The organism is Sphingomonas sp. 2SG, from assembly GCF_005503285.1.
In the GTDB taxonomy this organism is placed as follows: Bacteria; Pseudomonadota; Alphaproteobacteria; order Sphingomonadales; family Sphingomonadaceae; genus Sphingomonas; species Sphingomonas taxi.
Window position 1 is genome coordinate 19,563 of record NZ_SCMZ01000023.1, and the last position, 19,998, is coordinate 39,560.

Annotated in this window: 21 protein-coding genes; 11 read left to right on the forward strand and 10 right to left on the reverse strand. The window is 67.5% G+C overall.

Annotation, left to right across the window (positions count from 1 at the left end):
- Window positions 1-44: 44 nt before the first annotated feature.
- A complete protein-coding gene (locus FFS23_RS11050) occupies window positions 45-623 on the forward strand; it encodes an HdeD family acid-resistance protein (protein ID WP_137898669.1) in 579 nt (192 codons plus the stop codon).
- Between the two features lie 50 nt (window positions 624-673).
- Here FFS23_RS11050 and FFS23_RS11055 read toward each other — a convergent pair whose 3' ends face one another.
- From FFS23_RS11055 to FFS23_RS11075, 5 genes are all read right to left on the reverse strand, one after another.
- The gene (locus FFS23_RS11055; RefSeq protein WP_137898670.1) at window positions 674-1,153 is read right to left on the reverse strand and encodes a glutathione peroxidase; all 480 of its coding nucleotides are present in this window, start codon (window positions 1,151-1,153) and stop codon (window positions 674-676) included.
- A complete protein-coding gene (locus FFS23_RS11060) occupies window positions 1,150-1,743 on the reverse strand; it encodes a GNAT family N-acetyltransferase (protein ID WP_137898671.1) in 594 nt (197 codons plus the stop codon). The genes FFS23_RS11055 and FFS23_RS11060 overlap by 4 nt, the downstream gene beginning before the upstream one ends.
- The gene (locus tag FFS23_RS11065) at window positions 1,740-2,411 is read right to left on the reverse strand and encodes an ABC transporter ATP-binding protein (protein ID WP_038659931.1); all 672 of its coding nucleotides are present in this window, start codon (window positions 2,409-2,411) and stop codon (window positions 1,740-1,742) included. Before FFS23_RS11065 ends, FFS23_RS11060 begins: the two co-directional genes overlap by 4 nt.
- Window positions 2,404-3,648 carry a lipoprotein-releasing ABC transporter permease subunit gene (locus tag FFS23_RS11070; RefSeq protein ID WP_038659934.1) on the reverse strand — a complete coding sequence of 415 codons (1,245 nt, stop codon included), beginning with the start codon at window positions 3,646-3,648 and terminating at the stop codon, window positions 2,404-2,406. Before FFS23_RS11070 ends, FFS23_RS11065 begins: the two co-directional genes overlap by 8 nt.
- A gap of 657 nt (window positions 3,649-4,305) precedes the next feature.
- A complete protein-coding gene (locus FFS23_RS11075; protein ID WP_137898672.1) occupies window positions 4,306-6,795 on the reverse strand; it encodes a TonB-dependent receptor in 2,490 nt (829 codons plus the stop codon).
- Window positions 6,796-7,050: 255 nt separating this feature from the next.
- Here FFS23_RS11075 and FFS23_RS11080 point away from each other — a divergent pair, with 255 nt between their 5' ends.
- The gene (locus FFS23_RS11080; protein ID WP_038659940.1) at window positions 7,051-7,515 is read left to right on the forward strand and encodes an Hsp20 family protein; all 465 of its coding nucleotides are present in this window, start codon (window positions 7,051-7,053) and stop codon (window positions 7,513-7,515) included.
- Window positions 7,516-7,553: 38 nt separating this feature from the next.
- Here FFS23_RS11080 and FFS23_RS11085 read toward each other — a convergent pair whose 3' ends face one another.
- The 4 genes from FFS23_RS11085 to secG form a co-directional block, all read right to left on the reverse strand.
- Window positions 7,554-7,892: a DUF6883 domain-containing protein gene (locus FFS23_RS11085; RefSeq protein WP_137898673.1), complete on the reverse strand. Its 339-nt coding sequence runs from the start codon at window positions 7,890-7,892 to the stop codon at window positions 7,554-7,556.
- On the reverse strand, window positions 7,889-8,113 hold the full coding sequence (locus tag FFS23_RS11090; protein WP_052075507.1) for a DUF4926 domain-containing protein: 225 nt from the start codon (window positions 8,111-8,113) through the stop codon (window positions 7,889-7,891). Before FFS23_RS11090 ends, FFS23_RS11085 begins: the two co-directional genes overlap by 4 nt.
- A gap of 52 nt (window positions 8,114-8,165) precedes the next feature.
- Window positions 8,166-9,800 (reverse strand): CTP synthase, encoded by a 1,635-nt coding sequence (gene pyrG / locus FFS23_RS11095; protein ID WP_038659946.1) that lies wholly within the window; start codon window positions 9,798-9,800, stop codon window positions 8,166-8,168.
- Between the two features lie 89 nt (window positions 9,801-9,889).
- Window positions 9,890-10,237, reverse strand: coding sequence for a preprotein translocase subunit SecG (gene secG, locus FFS23_RS11100; RefSeq protein WP_038659948.1), 348 nt, complete (start codon window positions 10,235-10,237; stop codon window positions 9,890-9,892).
- Window positions 10,238-10,507: 270 nt separating this feature from the next.
- Between secG and FFS23_RS11105 the strand changes: the two genes are divergently transcribed.
- From FFS23_RS11105 to eda, 8 genes are all read left to right on the forward strand, one after another.
- The gene (locus FFS23_RS11105) at window positions 10,508-10,828 is read left to right on the forward strand and encodes a MarR family transcriptional regulator (protein ID WP_038659952.1); all 321 of its coding nucleotides are present in this window, start codon (window positions 10,508-10,510) and stop codon (window positions 10,826-10,828) included.
- Window positions 10,785-11,141, forward strand: a complete 357-nt coding sequence (locus FFS23_RS20430; protein WP_245640836.1) for an SH3 domain-containing protein — start codon at window positions 10,785-10,787, stop codon at window positions 11,139-11,141. Before FFS23_RS11105 ends, FFS23_RS20430 begins: the two co-directional genes overlap by 44 nt.
- The gene (gene argC / locus FFS23_RS11115) at window positions 11,138-12,067 is read left to right on the forward strand and encodes an N-acetyl-gamma-glutamyl-phosphate reductase (protein WP_137898674.1); all 930 of its coding nucleotides are present in this window, start codon (window positions 11,138-11,140) and stop codon (window positions 12,065-12,067) included. The genes FFS23_RS20430 and argC overlap by 4 nt, the downstream gene beginning before the upstream one ends.
- Before the next feature lie 13 nt (window positions 12,068-12,080).
- The gene (zwf, locus tag FFS23_RS11120; protein ID WP_137898675.1) at window positions 12,081-13,544 is read left to right on the forward strand and encodes a glucose-6-phosphate dehydrogenase; all 1,464 of its coding nucleotides are present in this window, start codon (window positions 12,081-12,083) and stop codon (window positions 13,542-13,544) included.
- 230 nt (window positions 13,545-13,774) lie between these two features.
- Window positions 13,775-14,479: a 6-phosphogluconolactonase gene (gene pgl / locus FFS23_RS11125; protein WP_137898676.1), complete on the forward strand. Its 705-nt coding sequence runs from the start codon at window positions 13,775-13,777 to the stop codon at window positions 14,477-14,479.
- Between the two features lie 132 nt (window positions 14,480-14,611).
- Window positions 14,612-16,423 carry a phosphogluconate dehydratase gene (edd, locus tag FFS23_RS11130; protein ID WP_137898677.1) on the forward strand — a complete coding sequence of 604 codons (1,812 nt, stop codon included), beginning with the start codon at window positions 14,612-14,614 and terminating at the stop codon, window positions 16,421-16,423.
- Between the two features lie 130 nt (window positions 16,424-16,553).
- On the forward strand, window positions 16,554-17,519 hold the full coding sequence (gene glk / locus FFS23_RS11135; protein ID WP_038659969.1) for a glucokinase: 966 nt from the start codon (window positions 16,554-16,556) through the stop codon (window positions 17,517-17,519).
- A gap of 14 nt (window positions 17,520-17,533) precedes the next feature.
- Window positions 17,534-18,139, forward strand: a complete 606-nt coding sequence (gene eda / locus FFS23_RS11140) for a bifunctional 4-hydroxy-2-oxoglutarate aldolase/2-dehydro-3-deoxy-phosphogluconate aldolase (RefSeq protein WP_137898678.1) — start codon at window positions 17,534-17,536, stop codon at window positions 18,137-18,139.
- Between the two features lie 22 nt (window positions 18,140-18,161).
- Here eda and FFS23_RS11145 read toward each other — a convergent pair whose 3' ends face one another.
- Window positions 18,162-19,031, reverse strand: a complete 870-nt coding sequence (locus FFS23_RS11145; RefSeq protein ID WP_137898679.1) for a LysR family transcriptional regulator — start codon at window positions 19,029-19,031, stop codon at window positions 18,162-18,164.
- A 92-nt stretch (window positions 19,032-19,123) separates the two neighbouring features.
- Between FFS23_RS11145 and bla the strand changes: the two genes are divergently transcribed.
- Window positions 19,124-19,993, forward strand: a complete 870-nt coding sequence (gene bla, locus FFS23_RS11150) for a subclass B3 metallo-beta-lactamase (protein WP_137898680.1) — start codon at window positions 19,124-19,126, stop codon at window positions 19,991-19,993.
- Window positions 19,994-19,998: the final 5 nt, after the last annotated feature.

The following is a 19,998-nucleotide window of genomic DNA, read 5'->3' on the forward strand; positions in this document are numbered from 1 at the left end:
GTGGATAACTCCGTTACGCGGGCATAACGGAGGAGGTTACGTCAATGTCGGACACTGTATTCACCGATCCGCTCGCGCCGCGTGCCGCCGGTGCCGGCTGGGGCTGGATCCTCGCTTATGGCGTGCTGTCGATCGTGCTCGGCGTGCTCGCCTTCCTCAATCCCTTCGCCGCGACCTATGCGGCGACGCTGGTGATCGGTGCATTCTTCATCGCCGCCGGGCTGGTGTCGATCGCGGCCGGGTTTGCCGGCAGGGATCACGAAGGGCGCGGCTATGCGATCGGCTTCGGCGTGCTGTCGCTGGTCATCGGACTGCTGATGGCGTTCGCGCCAGCGACCGCGGCGATCTCGCTGACCTTGCTGGTCGCGATCTGGCTCGGCATCCGCGGGGCGCTCGAGATCGGGCTCGGCGCGCGGTTCAAACGGGGGCGCGCGCTGATGATCGTGCTCGGCGTGGTCAACATCCTGCTCGCGATCTACGTGCTCGCGACCCTGCCCTGGTCGGCGCTGACGCTGCCGGGCTTCATCCTCGGGATCAGCTTCCTGCTCGGCGGCGTCGCCTCGGTGGCGTCGGCGCTCAACCACAAGACAGGCGCGAAGCCCTTCGCCGCACCGGAGGTGTGAGGGCGAAACCAATACCCCGGCCTCCGCCGGGGTATTGGAATTTGCAGGCGTTAGAGCAACGCCTCGATATCGGCGGCGATCTCCTCGGGCTTGGTCGTCGGCGCGTAGCGGTGGACCACCTTGCCCTCGCGGTTCACCAGAAACTTGGTGAAATTCCACTTGATCGCCTTAGAGCCGAGCAGGCCCGGCGCCTCGGTCTTCAACCGCGAGAACAACGGATCGGCCCCTGCCCCGTTGACGTCGACCTTGGCGAAGACCGGAAAGGTCACGTCATAGGTCAGCGAACAGAAATTGGCGATCTCGGCGGCGTCGCCGGGCTCCTGCGCGCCGAACTGGTTGCAGGGGAAGCCGAGGACCTCGAAGCCACGCTCGGCGAAGCGGCGATGCAGCGCCTCGAGCCCCTCATATTGCGGCGTGAAGCCGCATTTCGAGGCGGTGTTGACGATCAGCAGCACCTGCCCCGCCCAGCGATCGAGCGGGATCGGCGCGCCGTCGGCGCCGGTGACGGTGAAGTCGGTGATCGCGGTCATGCGTGCCTCGCGAGCAGGAAAAGGAGGTTCTGCTTCACCCCCGGCCATTCGCGGTCGAGGATCGAATAGACGACGCTGTCGCGCAGCCGGCCGTCCGCCATCTGCTGATGACCGCGCAACACACCGTCCTGCTTCGCGCCGAGCCGCTCGATCGCCGCCTGGCTGCGCTTGTTGAGCGAATCGGTACGGATCTGCACGCACTGGCAGTCCAGCGCCTCGAAGGCGTGGGTGAGCAGCATGAGTTTGGCTTCGGTGTTGACGCCGGTGCGCTGCACCGCCTTCGCATAGAAGGTGCCGCCGATCTCGAGCCGGCGATGCGTCGGCGCCATGCGCATATAGCGGGTGGTGCCGACCACCCGCCCCGCCGGATCGCACACCGCGAACAGGCGGGCGCGGCCGAACGCCTGCTGCTCGAACGCCGTGTCGAGCCAACGGTCCGCATCCTTGAGCTGCGAGACGTTGGCGTAGAAGGTGTCCCACAGATCGTCCGCCGCGGCGACCGCGACCAGCGCGTCCCGGTCGGCGCGCTCCAGGGGCCGCAGCGTGACGTGACGCCCGACGAGCGTCGGCGTCTCGCCCCACGCCGTCACGTCAGCACGCCTTCGTGTAAGCGGACGACGCGATCCATCTTCTGCGCCAGCCGCTCGTTGTGCGTGGCGATCAACGCCGCCGAGCCCTCGCCGCGCACCAGCCGCAGGAATTCCGCAAGCACCACGTCGGCGGTATGTTCGTCGAGATTGCCGGTCGGTTCGTCGGCGAGCACCAGCGCCGGCCGGTTGGCGAGCGCGCGCGCCACCGCGACGCGCTGCTGCTCGCCGCCGGAGAGCTGGCTCGGCCGGTGCGTCAGCCGGTGGCCGAGGCCGAGCGCCGTCAGCAGCGACACCGCGCGATCGTCGGCGGGCTTGCGCTCGGCGCCGTGGACGAGCTGCGGCAGCACGACATTCTCGGTCGCGTTGAAGTCGGGCAGCAGATGGTGGAACTGGTAGACGAAGCCGAGCCGGTCGCGGCGCATGATCGTGCGGCCGTGCGCATCGAGCTTCGCGGCTTCCTCGCCGCCGATCATGATCGAGCCCTGGAAGCCGCCCTCGAGCAGGCCGACCGCCTGCAACAGGGTCGACTTGCCCGAACCCGACGGGCCGACCAGCGCGACGATCTCGCCCGGCGCGACGGAGAGGTCGACGCCGCGCAGGACGTGGATCGTCTCCTCGCCCTGGCGAAAGCTGCGGGTCAGGCCGGTGGTGCGGAGGACGTCATTCATAGCGCAGCACCTGTACCGGATCGGTGCTCGCCGCCTTCCACGCCGGATAGAGCGTGGCGAGGAAGCTGAACACCAGCGCCATCAGCGCGATGATGACGATCTCGACCGGGTCGGGCTTGGACGGCAGCTCGGTGAGATAGCGGATCGACGGGTCCCACAGATTCTGCCCGGTGACGAGCTGGACGAGGTTCACCACCGCCTGCCGATAGAAGAGGAAGACGAAGCCGAGCACGAGGCCTGCGAGCGTGCCGAGCGCGCCGATCGTCGTGCCGACGACCATGAAGATGCGCATCAATCCGACCCGCGTCGCGCCCATCGTGCGCAGGATCGCGATGTCGCGCGTCTTGGCGCGGACCAGCATGATCAGCGACGACAGGATGTTGAACACCGCGACGAGGATGATGATCGACAGCACGGTGAACATCGCGACCCGCTCGACCTCGAGCGCCTGGAACAGCTGCGCGTTCATGCTGCGCCAGTCGGCGATGACCGCGCCGCCGCGAAGGCGATCGGCGAGCGGCGCGAGGATCGGCGCGACCTTGTCGGGATCGACGGTCTGCAATTCGATCTGGCTGACGTTGTCGCCCAGCAGCAGCAGCGTCTGCGCATCCTCGATCGGCATGATGACATAGGCCTTGTCGTAATCGTACAGGCCGATCTCGAAGATGGCGCCGACCGTATAATTGACGATACGCGGCACGGTGCCGAACGGAGTCGCCTGCCCCTGCGGGTTGAACAGCGAAATCTCGCTGCCGACCTGCGCGCCGAGCGCCTCGGCAAGCCGCGATCCGATCGCGATCCGGCCGCTGCCCGGCGTGATGCCGGCGAGCGTGCCCATCACGAGCTTGTCGCCGATCACCGGCTTGACGTCGGCGAGGCGGACGCCGCGGACCAGCACGCCTTCAGCGCGGCCGTTATAGGTCGCGGCGAGCGGCTGTTCGACCATCGGCGTGGCGGAGGTGACGCCGGGCGTCTTGCGCGCCTCGGCGACGATCTCGCGCCAGTCGGGCAGACGGCCGCCGACGCCCTGGATCACGGCATGGCCGTTGAGCCCGACGATCTTGTCGAACAGCTCGGCACGAAAGCCGTTCATCACGCTCATCACGATGACGAGCGCGGCGACGCCGAGCATCACCGCGACGAGGCTGATCGAGGCGACCAGGAAGATGAACGCCTCGCCCTTGCCCGGGAGCAGGTAGCGCCGGGCGATCATCCGTTCGTAGCGTGAGAGGAGCATGGCCGGACCTCTAGGTGACGTGCGAGTCACAAGCAACAAATGTTGCGGATTCGACACAGGTTTCGGCCAATCGATTCTGCCCCTCCACATAGCCGGTGACAAAGCCGGCAGTGCTGCCTAGCAAAGACTTACTGAGACACAGGCAACGGCCGTGGTTCGGGGAAGAGCGGAACGACAGCGCAGCGAAACAACGCGCGATTGTCGGAAAGCGACCTAAGGGGGCTGACGGGTTTTCTCGTCACGCAGGCGCCCGGATCGGCAACGGTCCGGGCGTTTGCTTGTCCGCCGCAGTTTTAGACCAGAGTAGCCGGGCAGAGGGTGGGAGCTTCCAGGTCGCGCCCCCTGTCCGGCGATCGTCTTTATTGCCGATCAATCCTGAACCGGGTCATAACGCGGACCGAAGTATCTGCGATTCCGAACCGTTTGGCACGCACAATGCGGGCGTGGCGTCATCCCTCCCCCGCTTCGTCATCCCGGCGAAAGTCGGGACCCATGGATGCGATGGCGACAACGGTATGCGCTGCCTTTGAAATCACCGAAACCATGGGCCCCGGCCTTCGCCGGGGTGACGAACTGCGGGTAGCTCAGGCGGTTGGCAGACCGGCCGAACGTGTCGCGACATTGTCCGATCCCCGCCCTTCCCGAACGTTCAAACGCCTAGAACCGCTTCGACACCGTCAGGCCATAAGTGCGCGGATCACCGGGCTGGCCGACGATGAGGCCGGTGTTGCCCGACTGCGTTGACAGCAGTTCGAAGTAGTTCTGGTCGAACGCATTGCGCACCCAACCGAAGACGTTGAAATCGTTCTTGCGATAGCCCGCGCGGACGTTCGACAGCGAATAGCCCTCGATCCACGTATAGGCCGACGGCGACGGGTTGGACGAGAAGCGCGACCGGTAATTTCCGTCATAGCCAATATAGACCTCGCCGCCCGCGCCGTCGACGGGGACGTTATATTCGCCGCCGTAGGAGAAGGACCATTTCGAGATGCCCGGCAGGCGCTGGCCGGAGATGTCGCAAAAGGCCGGGCTACGCCCGCCGGGCGTCCCCGCCGGATCGGTCACGCCACCGGGCGCAGTCGCGGTGCCACCCGACAGTTCGGGCGGGCACGGCGCGTTCTTGAAGTCGACATATTTGGCGTCGGTGAAGGCACCGCTGACGTAGACGCTGAGCCGCTTGCTCGGGCGGAAGCTCGAATCGAACTCGACGCCACGTGACCGCACCTTGCCGGCATTGGCGAGATAGCCGCGGATCACGTTGATCGCATTGTTGTTCACCGTCGCCTGATAGTCGGACACGTCGGTCCAGAAGCCGGCGAGGTTGAGCGTCAGCCGCCGGTCGAGGAACTGCGTCTTGAGGCCGATCTCGTAATTGTTGACCTTTTCGGGCTTCACCGTCTGCGTCGTCAGATCGACGCCGGTGCTGTTCGAATTGAGCGGCAGGCCGGACAGGTTGATCCCACCCGATTTGAAGCTGCGCGCATAGGTGGCGTAGCCGTGAATCTCGGACGCGAAATCATAAGAGACGGTGATATCGCCCGACGTATTCCAGGCGCTGAACCGCGGGCTGTAACGCTGCGGTGCGAGTGTATTGATCTGGTTCTGGAAGGTCGTGCGCGCCGCCGTGGTGGGCTGCGCGGCGAGCAGCGTCGCGACATTGTCGGCCGTGGCGGTAAAATTATACTGGCTGTTGGCGATGCTGACGACCGATTCGTAGAAGCCCGACTTGCGGTCGTAATTGACGCGCAGCCCCGGCTGGATGTGCAGCGCATCGGTCAGCGCCCAGTTGAGCTTGCCGAACACCGCGAAGCTCGTGTTGTCGAAGCTGATCGTATTGGTCGAGGTCAGGCCGTTGAGAACGTTGGGGTTGCTGGCGTCGGTGCCCGACAGCAGGAAGCGGCTCGCCGCCGATCCCTGCACCTGCGACCCCTGGGTATCGATCGTCTGGTGGAACAGGAAGGCGCCGACCGTGTAGTCGAGCCGGTTGGTGCCGTTCGAGGCGAAGCGGAATTCCTGCGACACCTGCTTCTGCTGCGACGGATTCTGCGAGACGGTGGTGATCGGCAGGCCGGTGAAGTCGCGATCGTTCTGCGGCTGCCAGTCCCAATAGCGCCACGCACTGACCGAGGTCAGCGTCGCCGGGCCGAGATCCCAATTGGCGACCAGCGAGGCGCCGCCGACCTCCTGCCGCGAATTGATCGCCGCATCGAGGTCGGTGCGCCGATCGAACGGGTCCTTGCTCGGCGGGGTATAATTGAGCGCCGCGGCGAGCGCGTCATATTGCCGCGCAATCGGGCGCTGCGTGGTGCCGACGCGGGCGTAATATTGCACGCAGCATTCCGGGTTCTGGACGTTGAAATCGCCCGAAAACGTGAAATTGAGCGACGGACTCGCGTTCCACAGCAATTGGCCGCGCACCCCCAGATTGCGCTGGCGATGCAGGTCCTCACCCGAAGTCACGTCGCGGATCGTCCCCTTGCGCGTCGTCGCCGAACTCGACAGCCGCAGCGCCACCGTGTCGGACAGCGGCCCCGACACCGACGCCTTAGCCTGGACGAAATCGTAATTGCCGAGGCTGACCTCGGCCCTGCCCTCCGGCGTGAAACTCGGCGGGCGGGTCGTGACGTTGAGCGCGCCGGCGGTGGTGTTCTTGCCGTAGAGCGTCCCCTGCGGACCGCGCAACACCTCGACCCGGTCGACGTCGACGAAATCGAAGGTCGAGGCGCCGATCCGGCCGATATAGACGCCGTCGACGTAGAAGCCGACGCCCTGTTCGATGCCGTCGTTGGTCAGGCCGAACGGTGCGCCGAGGCCGCGGATGTTGATCGCCGAATTGCGCGGGTTGCTGGAGAAGAATTGCAGCGAGGGCTGCTGCTGCTGGAGGCGGTTGACGTTGAACGCGCCGGTCTTGTCGATATCGGCGCCGCCGACCACCGACATGGCGATCGGCACCCGCTGCACCGATTCGGCACGCCGGCGCGCGGTGACGAGGATGTCGCCGCCGCCCGGTGCCGGAGCCGCCGGCCGGGCGTCTTCGCTTCCCCCGGCGGTCACCGGCGCGGGTGCGGCATCGTCCTGCGCTGCGGCGGGTGCGGCGGCGGCAGCGGCGGTCTGGCCGGCGAGAAGAATGGCGAGCGTCAGCGACATGCGGTTTCCCTGATGTTATTTTCGCCGCAAACTCCACTGGTTCGGGGGATGTTCAAAGATGGAGATGCTTCGCGGCGACAAAGCGGGGCTTCGGCGCCGACCCCGAAAATTACGAAACGGGCGAACAGAGGCCCTCTTGAACCGCGGCCGGGGCAATCCAAAATCGGGGCTGCGCGGCGCCGATCACGGGCCGTGCACCGGCATCGCACGCCCGTGGATGCCGTCGTTCAACTCGCTTCTCGCGGAGGATTTGACATGCGACTCGACCTGACCCCCTATCGCCGCTCGACCATCGGTTTCGACCGACTGTTCGACATGCTGGAAAGCAACGCGCGTGCCGCCACGGCGGAGAATTACCCGCCCTTCAACCTCGAACGCCTCGCCGAGGATCGCTATCGCATTACGCTCGCGGTCGCCGGCTTCTCGCGTGACGAGATCGAGATCACCGCGCAGCAGAACCTGCTGCTGGTCTCGGGCAAGAAGGACGACAAGGCCGGTAACGCCAACTTCCTGCACGTCGGCATCGCCAACCGCAGCTTCGAGCGCCGCTTCGAACTCGCCGATTTCGTCTTCGTCGAGGATGCCCGTCTCAACGACGGCCTGCTCGTCATCGACCTGGTCCGCGAGGTGCCCGAGGCGATGAAGCCGAAGACCATCGCGATCAAGACCGGCGCACCGCTCGCCGCGGTGGAAAACAAGGACGTGGCCGCGGCCGCGTAATCATCGGGGCGTCCGGGCCGATCGGTCCGAGCGCTCTGTTAACGGTGATCGGCCGGATAGGCGGTAATCAGGCGGCAGCCTGCCTCGCCGTCCGGCTGGAGCCAGATCGTCACGATACAGGGGTCGCGCCCGTCAGGCGTTTCGAGGCTGCATCGCACCTCATGTTTTATACCGTAAGCGTTGCTCGACGTTCGCACGATCGGCCGTGTCGCCCCATGCCGATCCAGCGCCACCGCAAAGGCGATTGGGTCGGACGAATCATATCCGAAGCGTCCGAAGAACGTCGCCTTGGCACGCCCGGTCGGATGATCGCGATTGAGCAGATACGCCTCGACTTTCGCGATCTCGACGACGCGAATGCCGGGAAGGCCGATCATATCACGCGGGCAAGATCGCCATTGCGCAAGGTGACGACGATGGCGACCGGTTCGACGAACTCCACCTCATAGGCCTCGCCGCCATCGTGCCGGTGTACGATTGTCCCAATTGTTCCCGGCAACAAAATCCCTGCGTCGGTGCCGACGACAGAGCGCAGCCTCACCAACGCATAATCGTCGAACGTCGGATCCGCGGGCAGCCTTGGTGATGATGTCGCCATATCGATGCTCCACCGCCATCATGCCGCAGTCGCGCGGATCCGCGCAAGAGCGTCAGACCAAGCGGCTCTTCGTCAGCGCCGCCTGGATGAAGCTCGCGAACAGCGGGTGGGGATCGAACGGCTTGCTCTTCAGCTCCGGGTGGAACTGGACACCGACGAACCACGGATGATCCGGCCGCTCGACGATCTCGGGCAGGGTGCCGTCGGGCGACATGCCGCTGAACACCAGCCCGCCCTTCTCCAGCGCATCCTTGTAATGCGTATTAACCTCGTAGCGGTGGCGATGGCGCTCGTGGATCACCGTATCGCCGTAGATCGACGACACGACGCTGTTGCCGTCGAGCGATGCCTCATAGGCGCCGAGCCGCATCGTGCCGCCAAGATCGCCCTGCTCCTCGCGTTTCTCGAGCCCGTCGCGACCCATCCACTCGGTGATGAGGCCGACGACCGGCTCGTCGGTCGGGCCGAATTCGGTCGACGAGGCATTGGCGATACCGGCGAGGTCGCGCGCGCCCTCGACGCAGGCCATCTGCATACCGAAGCAGATACCGAAATAGGGGATCTCGCGCTCGCGGGCGAATTTGACCGCCTTGATCTTGCCCTCGGCACCGCGCTCGCCGAACGCGCCGGGGACGAGGATCGCGTCGCACGGCTCGAGCTGGCTGACGATCTCGCCATTGTCGTTCTCGAAGATCTCGGCGTCGATCCAGCGGACGTTGACCTTGACCCGGTTGGCGATCCCGCCATGGACGAGCGCCTCGTTGAGCGACTTGTACGCATCCTGCAGGCCGACGTACTTGCCGACGACGCCGACGGTCACCTCGCCCTCCGGATTGGTGAGCCGATCCATGATATCGGTCCAGCGGCTGAGGTCGGGCGCCGACGACGGCGTGATGCCGAAGGCGCGCAGCACCTCCGAATCGAGGCCCTCGCCGTGATATTGCAGCGGCACGGCATAGATGCTCTTGGCGTCGAGCGCCGGAATGACCGCCGTCTCCGGCACGTTGCAGAACAAAGCGATCTTGGCGCGCTCCGACGGCGGCAGCGGATGTTCGCAGCGGCAGACCAGCACGTCGGGCTGCACGCCCAAGGCGGCGAGTTCGCGCACCGAATGCTGCGTCGGCTTGGTCTTCAGCTCGCCGGCGGCGGCGATATAGGGAACGAGCGTGACGTGGATGCTGATCGCATTGCCGCGGCCGACCTCGTTCTTGAGCTGGCGGATCGCCTCGATGAACGGCAGCGACTCGATGTCGCCGACCGTGCCGCCGATCTCGCAGAGCACGAAATCGAGGTCATCGGTCTCGGCGCGGGCGAAGGCCTTGATCGCGTCGGTGACGTGCGGGATCACCTGCACGGTGGCGCCGAGATAGTCGCCGCGCCGCTCGCGCTCGATGATCGTCTTGTAGATGCGCCCCGAGGTGACGTTGTCCGACTGGCGCGAGGCGACGCCGGTGAATCGCTCGTAATGGCCGAGGTCGAGGTCGGTCTCGGCACCGTCGTCGGTCACGTAGACCTCGCCGTGCTGATACGGGCTCATCGTGCCGGGATCGACGTTGAGATAGGGATCGAACTTGCGAATCCGGACGCGGTAGCCGCGCGCCTGGAGCAAAGCTGCGAGAGAGGCCGCCATGAGGCCTTTGCCGAGCGACGAAACCACGCCGCCGGTGATGAAGATGTACCGCGCCATGGGAGAAATCGCCTAGCGTGTTATGGGGTCGAACGACAAGAGCGCGCGGGTCGGCCCCGCGCGCGATTCACGATGAACGGATCAGCGGGTTAGCGTTGGAGCGGCACCGCACCATTGTCGGCGGGAGCGTTGGGCACCGCATCCTGCGCGGGCGCAGGGGCCGGTGCCGCCGCCGGGGGCGTGCGGGCGAGCGAGGTGTCGATCGTCTGCGTCTGGCGATGCGCCGCGATGAAGGCGAGCGCGATCGACATGCCGACGAACACCGTCGCGAGGATCGACGTCATCCGGGTGAGGAAATCGGCCGCGCCGCGCGCCGACATCAGCCCCGACGGGCTGCCGCCCATGCCGAGGCCACCACCCTCCGACCGCTGCATCAGGATCACCGTCACGAGCGCCGCGGCGATGATGGCATGAACGACGAGGAGGAAGGTGAACATCTATGGTCCCGGAAACGCGTATGAAGGCGCGCACATAGGCGAGGGCTGCGAAACGATCAACCGTGCGGGTGCGCGCGACGATCACGGCATCGGGCACCGAAGCCACCCGCCGGTCCGCAACCGTACCCAGGCCACTTATTCACCCTACCCGTCCGTTTACCGGAAACCTGCACCGTGCGGGGGCGTTATGACCGCGAAACAAAGCCCCGAAAACGGCGCAGAAACGGATATTTGAACGTGGGAACTGCCGCGCAATCACTCGCGACGTGGATGACGGCCCTGGTGGATTACGTGCGCTCGGGCGAACCCGATCTCACCAACCGGCAGATGGCGCTGCTCCTCCTCGTCTACCTCAATCCCGGCCCGCATACGGTGCGGGGCCTGGCCCGGGCCCTCAACGTATCGAAGCCCGTCGTCACGCGCGCCTTGAACAGGCTGGGTGCGCTCGGCTATCTGCGCCGGCAACGCGACGACAGCGACAAGCGCAACATCTTCGTCGCGCGTACTTCCGAAGGGGCAGAGTTTCTTGAAGAGTTCGGGCAATTCCTTGGCGAAGGCGACGCCCGGTCGCGCCAGCCAGCCCTCGCGTAGGGCGTTCGCGCTCACCGGCCCGTCGGTCACGCTCGATCCCCGGACGCATGCGGTGCGCGGCGATCTCGCCGATGTCCGCCTCGCCGAACAGGTGTTTGCGCCGCATTATGCCGCGCCGATGGCCGCGGTGGCATTGGGCGACGCCGGCCTCTTCGCCGATCGCAATCTGAGCGAGCCGATCGCGACGCTCGCCACCGGTGACGTGTTCGAGGTGCTCGAACTCGCCGGGCGCCATGCCTGGGGCCGGGCGATCGGCCAGAATCTGGTCGGCTATGTTGACCGTTCCATCCTCGACAAGGCGAGCGCAGCATGAGCGTCACCGTGTTCATCGACGGCGCCGTCGGCACCACCGGCATCGACATCCGCGAGCGGTTGAGCGGCCGCACCGACATCGCCGTCGTGACGCTCGACGACTCGCGCCGCAAGGACGCGGATGCTCGCGCCGAGGCGCTCAACGACGCCGATATCGCCATCCTTTGCCTGCCCGACGAGGCGGCACGCGAGGCGGCCGCGCTGGTGCGTAGCGGCACGACGCGGCTGATCGACGCCTCGTCGGCACATCGGGTCGCCGACGGCTGGACCTATGGCTTTCCCGAACTGACCGAGGGTCAGGCGGCGCGGATCGCCGCGGCGCGGTTCGTGTCGAACCCCGGCTGCTATCCCACCGCCTTCCTCGCGCTGGTCGCGCCGCTGGTGCGCGCGGGACTGATCCCTGCCGGCTGGCCGCTGACCTATAATGCGGTGTCGGGCTATTCGGGTGGCGGCAAGGCGATGATCGCGGAATTCGAGGGCGGCGGGGTCGATACGGCGCTGCGCGCCTATGCGCTGACGTTGTCGCACAAGCATCTACCCGAGATGCGCGCGCATGCCGGCCTCGCCCATCCGCCGGTGTTCGCGCCCGCGGTGGCGCGGCTCAACCGCGGCATGCTCGGCGAGGTGCCGCTGGCGCTCGCCCAGCTACCCGGCCGGCCGAGCCTCGCCGCGGTCGAGGAGACGCTCGCCGCGGCCTATGCCGACAGCGCGCTGATCACGGTCGCGAGTGGCGACGTCGCCGCGGTGACGATCGAGGAGAATAGCGGCACCGACCGGATGACCTTGCGCGTCTGCGGCAATGCCGACAGCGGCCAGGTGCGGCTGATCGCCACGCTCGACAATCTCGGCAAGGGCGCCGGTGGCGCCGCCGTGCAGAATCTCAACATCATGGCCGGGCTCGATCCCCTGGCCGGCCTGATCGTTTAACAGAAGGACCGTCATGCAGCGCAATCCCGTCGGCAAGCTGCTCCTGTTCGGAGCGACCGGTGACCTCGCCCAGCGCATGCTGTGGCCGTCGCTGTACGGATTGCACGCCGACGGGCTGCTGCCCGAGGCGTTGACGATCGTCGGCTCGGCGCGAGGCGAGCAGAATGACGACGCCTTCCGCGCCTTCGTGCAGAAGGCGCTCGGCCAGTTCCTCGCCGCCGACCGCAAGGACGACGACAAGATCGCCAGCTTCCTCGAACGGTTGTTCTTCCAGCCCGCCGACCTGTCCGACCCGGCGAGCTTCGCCGGCCTCGCCGAAAAGATCGGCGACGTGTCGAGCGGGCTCGCCATCTATCTGTCGACCGCGCCGTCGCTGTTCGAGCCGGCGGTCAAGGGGCTGGAAAGCGTCGGCCTTGCCGGCGAGACGGTGCGGATCGGGCTGGAGAAGCCGCTCGGCTACGATCTCGCCTCCAGCCGCGAGATCAACGACACCGTCGCCTCCGCCTTTCCCGAGGAGCGGACCTTCCGCATCGACCATTATCTCGGCAAGGAGACGGTCCAGAACATCCTCGCGCTGCGCTTCGGCAATTCGTTCTTCGAGCCGGTGTGGAACGCGCAGGGAATCGACAACGTCCAGATCACGATCGCCGAAACGGTCGGGCTGGAGGATCGCGCCGGCTATTACGAGGGCGCGGGCGCGCTGCGCGACATGGTCGCCAACCATATGCTCCAGCTCGTCGCGCTGATCGCGATGGAGCCCCCCGCCCTCTACGACGGCGCCGCGATCCGCGACGAAAAGGCCAAGGTGTTCCGCTCGCTGCGCAAGATCGCGCCCGAGGACGTGCCGATCTGCACCGTCACCGGCCAGTATGAGGAGGGCGCAGTCGGCGGCAAGGTCGTCAAGGGCTATGACGACGAGCTGGGCTATGACAGCAACGTCGAGACCTTCGTCGCGATCAAGGCGCATATCGACAATTGGCGCTGGCAGGGCGTGCCCTTCTATCTGCGCACCGGCAAGCGGATGGCGAAGCGGCGCAGCGAGATCGCGATCCAGTTCAAGCCGGTGCCGCATTCGATGTTCTCGGGCCGCGGCGGCATCCTCCAGCCCAATACGCTCGTTATCCGGTTGCAGCCAGAGGAATATGTCCAGCTGCTGGTGATGGCGAAGGAGCCGGGGCTCGACCGCGAGGGCATCCGCCTGCGCGAGGTGCCGCTCAACCTCAGCATGGACGCCGAATTCGCCGGCTCGCGCCGCCGGATCGCCTATGAGCGGCTGCTGCTCGACCTGATCGAGGGCGACCAGACGCTGTTCGTCCGCCGCGACGAGGTCGAGGCGCAATGGACGTGGATCGACGCGATCCGCGCCGGCTGGGATGCCAACCAGACCAAGCCCAAACATTATGCCGCCGGCACCTGGGGCCCCGCCGGCGCGATCGCGCTGACCGAGCGCGACGGCGTGACCTGGCAGGACGATTGAGGCTTCAGGCCGAGCCGTTCACCCCCGTCACCCGGGGCTTGATCCGGAGTCCCGCTTCTCCTGCGGTCGGCCAATAGCGGGACCCCGGGTCAAGCCCGGGGTGACGGGATATGGGGTGCGTTTTGGGTCACCGACCTGTCGATTCCACCGCTCATACGTATGCGCGGCCTCTTACCTTGCGCGTCCGCCCGGTCTATCGGGCGGGACGCCGACCGAACGAAAGCAAAGACATGACCGAGATCGAATGGTGGGAATATGACGACGCCGCCGAAATGGCCCAGGCGGTCGCCGGCGACATCCAGTTCATCATCGAGGCGGCGATCGACGCACGCGGCGCGGCGGTGATCGCGCTGTCGGGCGGCAAGACGCCGATCCCGATCTACGACACGCTGTCCAAGGCGAAGCTCGACTGGAAGCGGGTGACGATCGTCCCCACCGACGAGCGTATCGTGCCGCTCGGCGACGCTTTGTCGAACGTGACGATGATCGCCAAGACCTTCCTGCCCAAGGGCGCGCGGGTGATGCCGATCGTGCCGCAGGCGACCGCCGACTATAAGTCCGCCGGCCGCTCGGCCGACGCACTGATGCAGGACCTGCACTGGCCGCTCGACCTGTGCCTGCTCGGCGTCGGCGGCGACGGCCATACCGCGTCGATCTTCCCCGGCCCCGATTTCGACGAGGCGCTGTCCGGCCCCAAGGAACGCCGCGCGCTCGGCGTGATGCCCGATCCGCTGCCGCCCGAGGCCCCCGTCGCCCGCGTGACGCTGTCGCGCGAGGGCATCGTGACGGCGCGCGCGCTGATGATCGCGGTCACCGGCCAGGCCAAGCGCGACGTCATCGAGAAGGCGATCAAACAGGGGCCGTCGTCGCCTTATCCGATCGGCCGCGTGCTTGCCGACGCCGAATTGCCCGTCGATATCCACTGGGCGCCGTAACGCCGGTGGCCATCCCTTCGCACCGTTCGTGCTGAGCTTGTCGAAGCACTTGGAATCCCAAGGCCCTTCGACAAGCTCAGGGCGAACGGTAGAATGGGGTCCCGTTCTCGCCCCCTCCCCAGGATCCGCGTCATGAACCCCGAAGTCTCCGCCGTCACCGACCGCATCATCGAACGATCGCGGGAGCGCCGTGCCGCCTATCTCGCGCTGATCGAGCGCGAGCGGGAGAGCGGCGCGCGCCGGCCGCAGCTCGGCTGCGCCAATCTCGCCCATGCCTATGCCGGCACCGAGGAGGATCGCGACACGCTGCGCGCCGATACCGGCATGAACATCGGCATCGTCACCGCCTATAACGACATGCTGTCGGCACATGCGGTCTATTACCGCTATCCCGAGCTGATGAAGGTCTGGGCGCGCGAAGCCGGCGCGACGGCGCAGGTCGCCGGCGGCGTACCGGCGATGTGCGACGGCGTGACGCAGGGCTATGCCGGCATGGAGCTGTCGCTGTTCAGCCGCGACACGATCGCGCTCGCGACTGCGGTCGCGCTCAGCCACGGCACGTTCGAGGGCGCGGCGCTGCTCGGCATCTGCGACAAGATCGTGCCGGGCCTGCTGATGGGCGCGCTGCGCTTCGGTCACCTGCCGATGGTGCTGATCCCCGGCGGGCCGATGCCCTCGGGCCTGCCCAACAAGGCCAAGGCGGCGGTGCGCGAAGCCTATGCCGAGGGCAAGGCGGGGCGCGAGGAACTGCTCGACGCCGAAATCCAGGCCTATCACTCCAAGGGCACCTGCACCTTCTACGGCACCGCCAACACCAACCAGATGATGATGGAGGTGATGGGTCTGCACATGCCCGGCGCCGCTTTCGTCAATCCCGGCACCAAGCTGCGTCAGGAGCTGACCCGCGCCGCGGTGCATCGCCTTGCCGGCATGGGCTGGCGCGGCAACGACTATCGCCCGCTCGGCCATTGCGTCGACGAACGCGCGATCGTCAATGCCGCGGTCGGGCTGCTCGCCACCGGCGGCTCGACCAACCATCTGCTCCACGTACCGGCGATCGCACGCGCGGCCGGCATCGTCATCGACTGGGAGGATTTCGATCGCCTCAGCCGCGCGGTGCCGCTGATCGCCCGCGTCTACCCCAATGGTGCCGCCGACGTGAACGCGTTCGAGGCGGCGGGCGGCATGCCCTTCGTCATCCGCGAACTGCTGTCCGCCGGCCTCCTGCACGGCGACATCACGACGGTCAGCGGCGACAGCCTCGCCGCTTATGCCGACAAGCCGGCGATCGTCGACGATCGGCTCACGTGGCAGCCGGTCGGCGACAGCGGCGACACCGCCATCCTGCGCCCGGTCGGCGAGGCCTTCTCGCCCGATGGCGGCATGCGCATCCTCGCCGGCAACATCGGCCGCGCCTGTATCAAGGTGTCCGCGGTCGACAAGGAACGCTGGGTGGTCGAGGCGCCGGCGCGCGTCTTCCACGACCAGCTCGACGTGCTCGAGGCGTTCAAGCGTGGCGAGCTGGAGCAGGACATGGTCGTCGTCGTGCGCTTCCAGGGTCCGCGCGCCAACGGCATGCCCGAACTGCACAAGCTGACCCCGCCGCTCGGCGTGCTCCAGAACCGCGGCTTCAAGGTCGCGCTGGTCACCGACGGCCGCATGTCGGGCGCGAGCGGCAAGGTGCCGTGCGCGATCCATTGCTCGCCCGAGGCCTTGGGCCATGGCGCGATCGGCAAGATCCGCGACGGCGACATCATCCGCGTCGACGCGGTCAACGGCACGCTCGACGCTTTGGTCGACGCGGCGGAATGGCTGGCGCGGCCACTGTGCGACGCCCCCGGCGCGGCGAGCGGCACCGGCCGCGAGCTGTTCGCGATGTTCCGCGGCCTTGCCGACGAGGCCGAGAAGGGCGCATCGGGCATGCTCGCGGCGGCGGGTCTATAGCAACACCAACCACCCTCACCCTTCCCACCGCCTGCGGCGGCGGGCCCCTTCCCTCTCCCGCCGGGAGAGGGAGAGACGGCAAAGCCGGCGATGGGTGGGGGTGAGAGCGGAACGTCAGGAGAGAACAGAAATGCAGCTCGTCAGCGTCGATATCGGCGGCACCCATGCCCGCTTCGCCATCGCGGAGGTGGAGGACGGCCATGTCGTCGCGCTCGGCGAACCGGTGACGCTCAAGACCGCCGAACACGCCAGTCTGCAGACCGCGTGGCAGGCGTTCGCCGCCCGCCACGGCGCGCCCCTCCCCAAGGCGGCGGCGATCTCTGTCGCCTCGCCGATCACCGGCGACATCATCCGCCTGACCAACAATCCCTGGGTGATCCGCCCGTCGCTGATCCCCGAGCGGCTCGGCGCCGACATCTATACCGTCATCAACGATTTCGGCGCGGTCGGCCATGCCGTCGCGCAATTGCCGCACGACGATTTCGAGCACCTTTGCGGCCCCGACATCGCGCTGCCGACCGAGGGCGTGACGACGGTCTGCGGCCCCGGCACCGGCCTCGGCGTCGCGCAGGTGTTCAAGACCAAGGGCCGCTATCACGTGCTGCCCACCGAAGGCGGCCACGTCGACTATGCGCCGCTCGACGGCATCGAGGACGCCTTCGTCAAGCGCCTGCGTCGCACCTATACGCGCGTCTCGGCGGAGCGGATCTGCTCCGGCCCCGGCATCGTCGCGCTGTACGAGACGCTCGCCGAGCTCGAAGGCCGCGCCGTTCCCAGCCGCGACGACAAGACGATCTGGACCGAGGCGCTCGACGGCACCGATTCGATCGCGCTCGCCGCGCTCGACCGCTTCTGCCTCGCGCTCGGTGCGGTGGCGGGCGACCTCGCGCTGGCACACGGCGCCAAAGCGGTGGTGATCGCCGGCGGGCTCGGCCTGCGCATCAAGGACAAATTGATCCGGTCGGGCTTCGACCAGCGCTTCGTCGCCAAGGGCCGGTTCCAGAACATGATGGCGGGCATCCCCGTCAAGCTCATCACCCATCCGCAGCCGGGCCTGTTCGGCGCCGCCGCGGCCTTCGCCCAAGAACACGCATAAGAGGCTCCTGCGTCATGACCGACATCGCCACCATCATGCAGACCAGCGCCGTCATCCCGGTGCTGGTGATCGACGACGCCGCCACCGCGCGGCCGCTGGCCGAGGCGCTCGTCGCCGGCGGGCTCAAGGTGCTCGAGGTGACGCTGCGCACCGGCGCGGCGATGGAGGCGATCGCCGAGATGAGGAAGGTCCCCGGCGCGATCGTCGGCGCCGGCACCGTCGTCAACGAGAGCCAGGCACGGAAAGTCATCGACGCCGGCGTCGAGTTCATCGTCTCGCCGGGGCTCACCGAGCGGCTCGCCACGCCGATCCTCGACGCGGGCGTCGCCTATCTGCCCGGCACCGCGACCGCGGGCGACATCATGCGCGGGCTCGACCTCGGCCTCACCCATTTCAAGTTCTTCCCGGCCGAGACGTCGGGCGGGCTGAAGGCGCTGAAGGCGCTGGCGGCGCCCTTCTATCAGTGCCGCTTCTGTCCGACCGGCGGCATCACCGAAGCGAGCGCGCCCGACTGGCTGGCGTTCGCACCGGTGCTGTGCGTCGGCGGCAGCTGGGTGACCGGCGGCTCGATGGCAGAGGTCGAGGCCAAGGCCCGCGCGGCGAGCGGCCTGCGCCGCTGACGACAGGGCGCAGGCGGGCGGATCACTCCCCCGCCTCCGTCACCAGCCAGTCCCTGAACGCGCGCATCGTCGGCGACGGCTTGCGCGAGAGCAGATGCGTCAGCCAGTAGCGGCCGGCATCGATCTCGATCGCAAACGGCTGGACGAGCTGCTCCGCGGCGAGTTCGCGCAGGAACATCGCGCGCGGTGCCAGCGCGACGCCCAGCCCCGCCATCGCCGCGCTCGCCATGACCGCCGAACTGTCGAACAGCGGCCCACGCAGCGCCGGCGGCGACAGCCCCGCCTTGGCGAACCACCCCTCCCACTCGCTGGTCCGGTACGAGCGCAGCAGAGGTTCGCGCAGCAGATCGGCCGGGTCACGCAACCGCGCGGCGATGCGCGGCGCGCAAAGCGGGGTCAGCGGCGCGGCAAGCAACGGCTCGGCCTGCGTGCCGTGCCACGCGCCGTCGCCGAAGCGGATCGCGCCGTCGAGCCCCTCGCCCGCCAGATCGACGCGGTTGTTGTTGATCGACAGCCGGACATCGACGTGCGGATGGCTTGCGGCGAAGCGATCGAGCCGCGGCAGCAGCCAGCCGGTGGCGAACGTGCCCACCACGCCGAGCGCGAGGGGATGTTGCAGGCGTCCGCCCTCGAACCGGTCGAGCGTGGCGCCGATCCGGTCGAACGTTTCGGCGAGCACCGGCACCAGCGCCTGCCCCTCGTCGGTCAGCGCCAGTCCGCGCGGCAGCCGCCGGAACAGCTTCGTACCCAGCCTCTCTTCGAGCGCGGCGACCTGATGGCTCACCGCCCCCTGGCTGACGAACAACTCGCTCGCGGCGCGGGTGAAATTGAGATGCCGCGCCGCCGCCTCGAAGGCGCGCAAAGCGTTGAGCGGGAGCTGGGCGCGATCCATCGGCCATGAGTAAACCTCATGGCTAAGACGAGGGAAGATGGTTTGTACGGCATCGCCGTGACGGGCATTCCGGGCACGAAGGAGACCCGTCCATGACCGCCAGCCTCGTTGCCGCCATGCTCGCCGCGCAGACCACGCCCGTCGCCACAGCGCAGCGCGACGATCCCCTCACCCGGCCGATCGTCGGCGAGCATGTCGCCGAATGGCTGGCGCCGCGGCCGCCGGTGCGGGTGTTCGGCGACAGCTATCTGGTGGGCTTTGGCGGCCTCAACGTCGCACTGATCGACACGGGCAAGGGGCTGATCCTGATCGACGGCGCCCTGCCGCAAGCCGCGCCGGCGATCCTCGCCAATGTCAGGCGGCTCGGCTTCCGGCCGCGCGACATTCGCTACATCCTCAGCACCGAACCGCATTTCGATCATGCCGGCGGCATCGCCGCGCTCGCCCGCGCCACCGGCGCGACGGTGATCGCCAGCGCCCGTGCTGCCGAAGGACTGCGATCCGGCCGCCTCGCCGCGGACGATCCGCAGCGCGGTTACGACAGCCGCTTTCCCGCCGTTTCAGCGGTGCGGGTGATCGGGGACGGCGAGCGGCTGACGCTGGGGCGCACCACGGTGACCGCGCATGCGACGCCCGGCCACACGATGGGCAGCACAAGCTGGAGCTGGCGGTCCTGCGCGCGCCAAGGGTGCAGGACGATCGTCTTCGCCGCCAGCCTCAATCCCGTCTCGAGCGACGGCTATCGCTACACCGCCACCACGAGCCGCCCGATCGTCGCCGGGTTTCGCAAGAGCTATGGGGTGATGCAGGGCCTGCCGTGCGATCTGCTGATCACCGCGCACGCCGATCAGGACGGCGCCACCGATCGCTTCCGCACGACGCCCGGCGCTTGCCGTGCCTATGCCGCCTCGTCACGTCGCAAACTCGAGGCGCGCCTGCGCGAAGATCAGGCGGCGCGCTGACCCGC

Bases quoted from the DNA above. Each gene is read 5' to 3' on its own strand.
- FFS23_RS11050 (WP_137898669.1), top strand. From the start codon at position 45: ATGTCGGACACTGTATTCACCGATCCGCTCGCGCCGCGTGCCGCCGGT.
- FFS23_RS11055 (WP_137898670.1), bottom strand. From the start codon at position 1,153: ATGACCGCGATCACCGACTTCACCGTCACCGGCGCCGACGGCGCGCCG.
- FFS23_RS11065 (WP_038659931.1), bottom strand. From the start codon at position 2,411: ATGAATGACGTCCTCCGCACCACCGGCCTGACCCGCAGCTTTCGCCAG.
- FFS23_RS11070 (WP_038659934.1), bottom strand. From the start codon at position 3,648: ATGCTCCTCTCACGCTACGAACGGATGATCGCCCGGCGCTACCTGCTC.
- FFS23_RS11075 (WP_137898672.1), bottom strand. From the start codon at position 6,795: ATGTCGCTGACGCTCGCCATTCTTCTCGCCGGCCAGACCGCCGCTGCC.
- FFS23_RS11080 (WP_038659940.1), top strand. From the start codon at position 7,051: ATGCGACTCGACCTGACCCCCTATCGCCGCTCGACCATCGGTTTCGAC.
- FFS23_RS11085 (WP_137898673.1), bottom strand. From the start codon at position 7,892: ATGATCGGCCTTCCCGGCATTCGCGTCGTCGAGATCGCGAAAGTCGAG.
- FFS23_RS11090 (WP_052075507.1), bottom strand. From the start codon at position 8,113: ATGGCGACATCATCACCAAGGCTGCCCGCGGATCCGACGTTCGACGAT.
- pyrG (WP_038659946.1), bottom strand. From the start codon at position 9,800: ATGGCGCGGTACATCTTCATCACCGGCGGCGTGGTTTCGTCGCTCGGC.
- secG (WP_038659948.1), bottom strand. From the start codon at position 10,237: ATGTTCACCTTCCTCCTCGTCGTTCATGCCATCATCGCCGCGGCGCTC.
- FFS23_RS11105 (WP_038659952.1), top strand. From the start codon at position 10,508: ATGACGGCCCTGGTGGATTACGTGCGCTCGGGCGAACCCGATCTCACC.
- argC (WP_137898674.1), top strand. From the start codon at position 11,138: ATGAGCGTCACCGTGTTCATCGACGGCGCCGTCGGCACCACCGGCATC.
- zwf (WP_137898675.1), top strand. From the start codon at position 12,081: ATGCAGCGCAATCCCGTCGGCAAGCTGCTCCTGTTCGGAGCGACCGGT.
- pgl (WP_137898676.1), top strand. From the start codon at position 13,775: ATGACCGAGATCGAATGGTGGGAATATGACGACGCCGCCGAAATGGCC.
- edd (WP_137898677.1), top strand. From the start codon at position 14,612: ATGAACCCCGAAGTCTCCGCCGTCACCGACCGCATCATCGAACGATCG.
- glk (WP_038659969.1), top strand. From the start codon at position 16,554: ATGCAGCTCGTCAGCGTCGATATCGGCGGCACCCATGCCCGCTTCGCC.
- eda (WP_137898678.1), top strand. From the start codon at position 17,534: ATGACCGACATCGCCACCATCATGCAGACCAGCGCCGTCATCCCGGTG.
- FFS23_RS11145 (WP_137898679.1), bottom strand. From the start codon at position 19,031: ATGGATCGCGCCCAGCTCCCGCTCAACGCTTTGCGCGCCTTCGAGGCG.
- bla (WP_137898680.1), top strand. From the start codon at position 19,124: ATGACCGCCAGCCTCGTTGCCGCCATGCTCGCCGCGCAGACCACGCCC.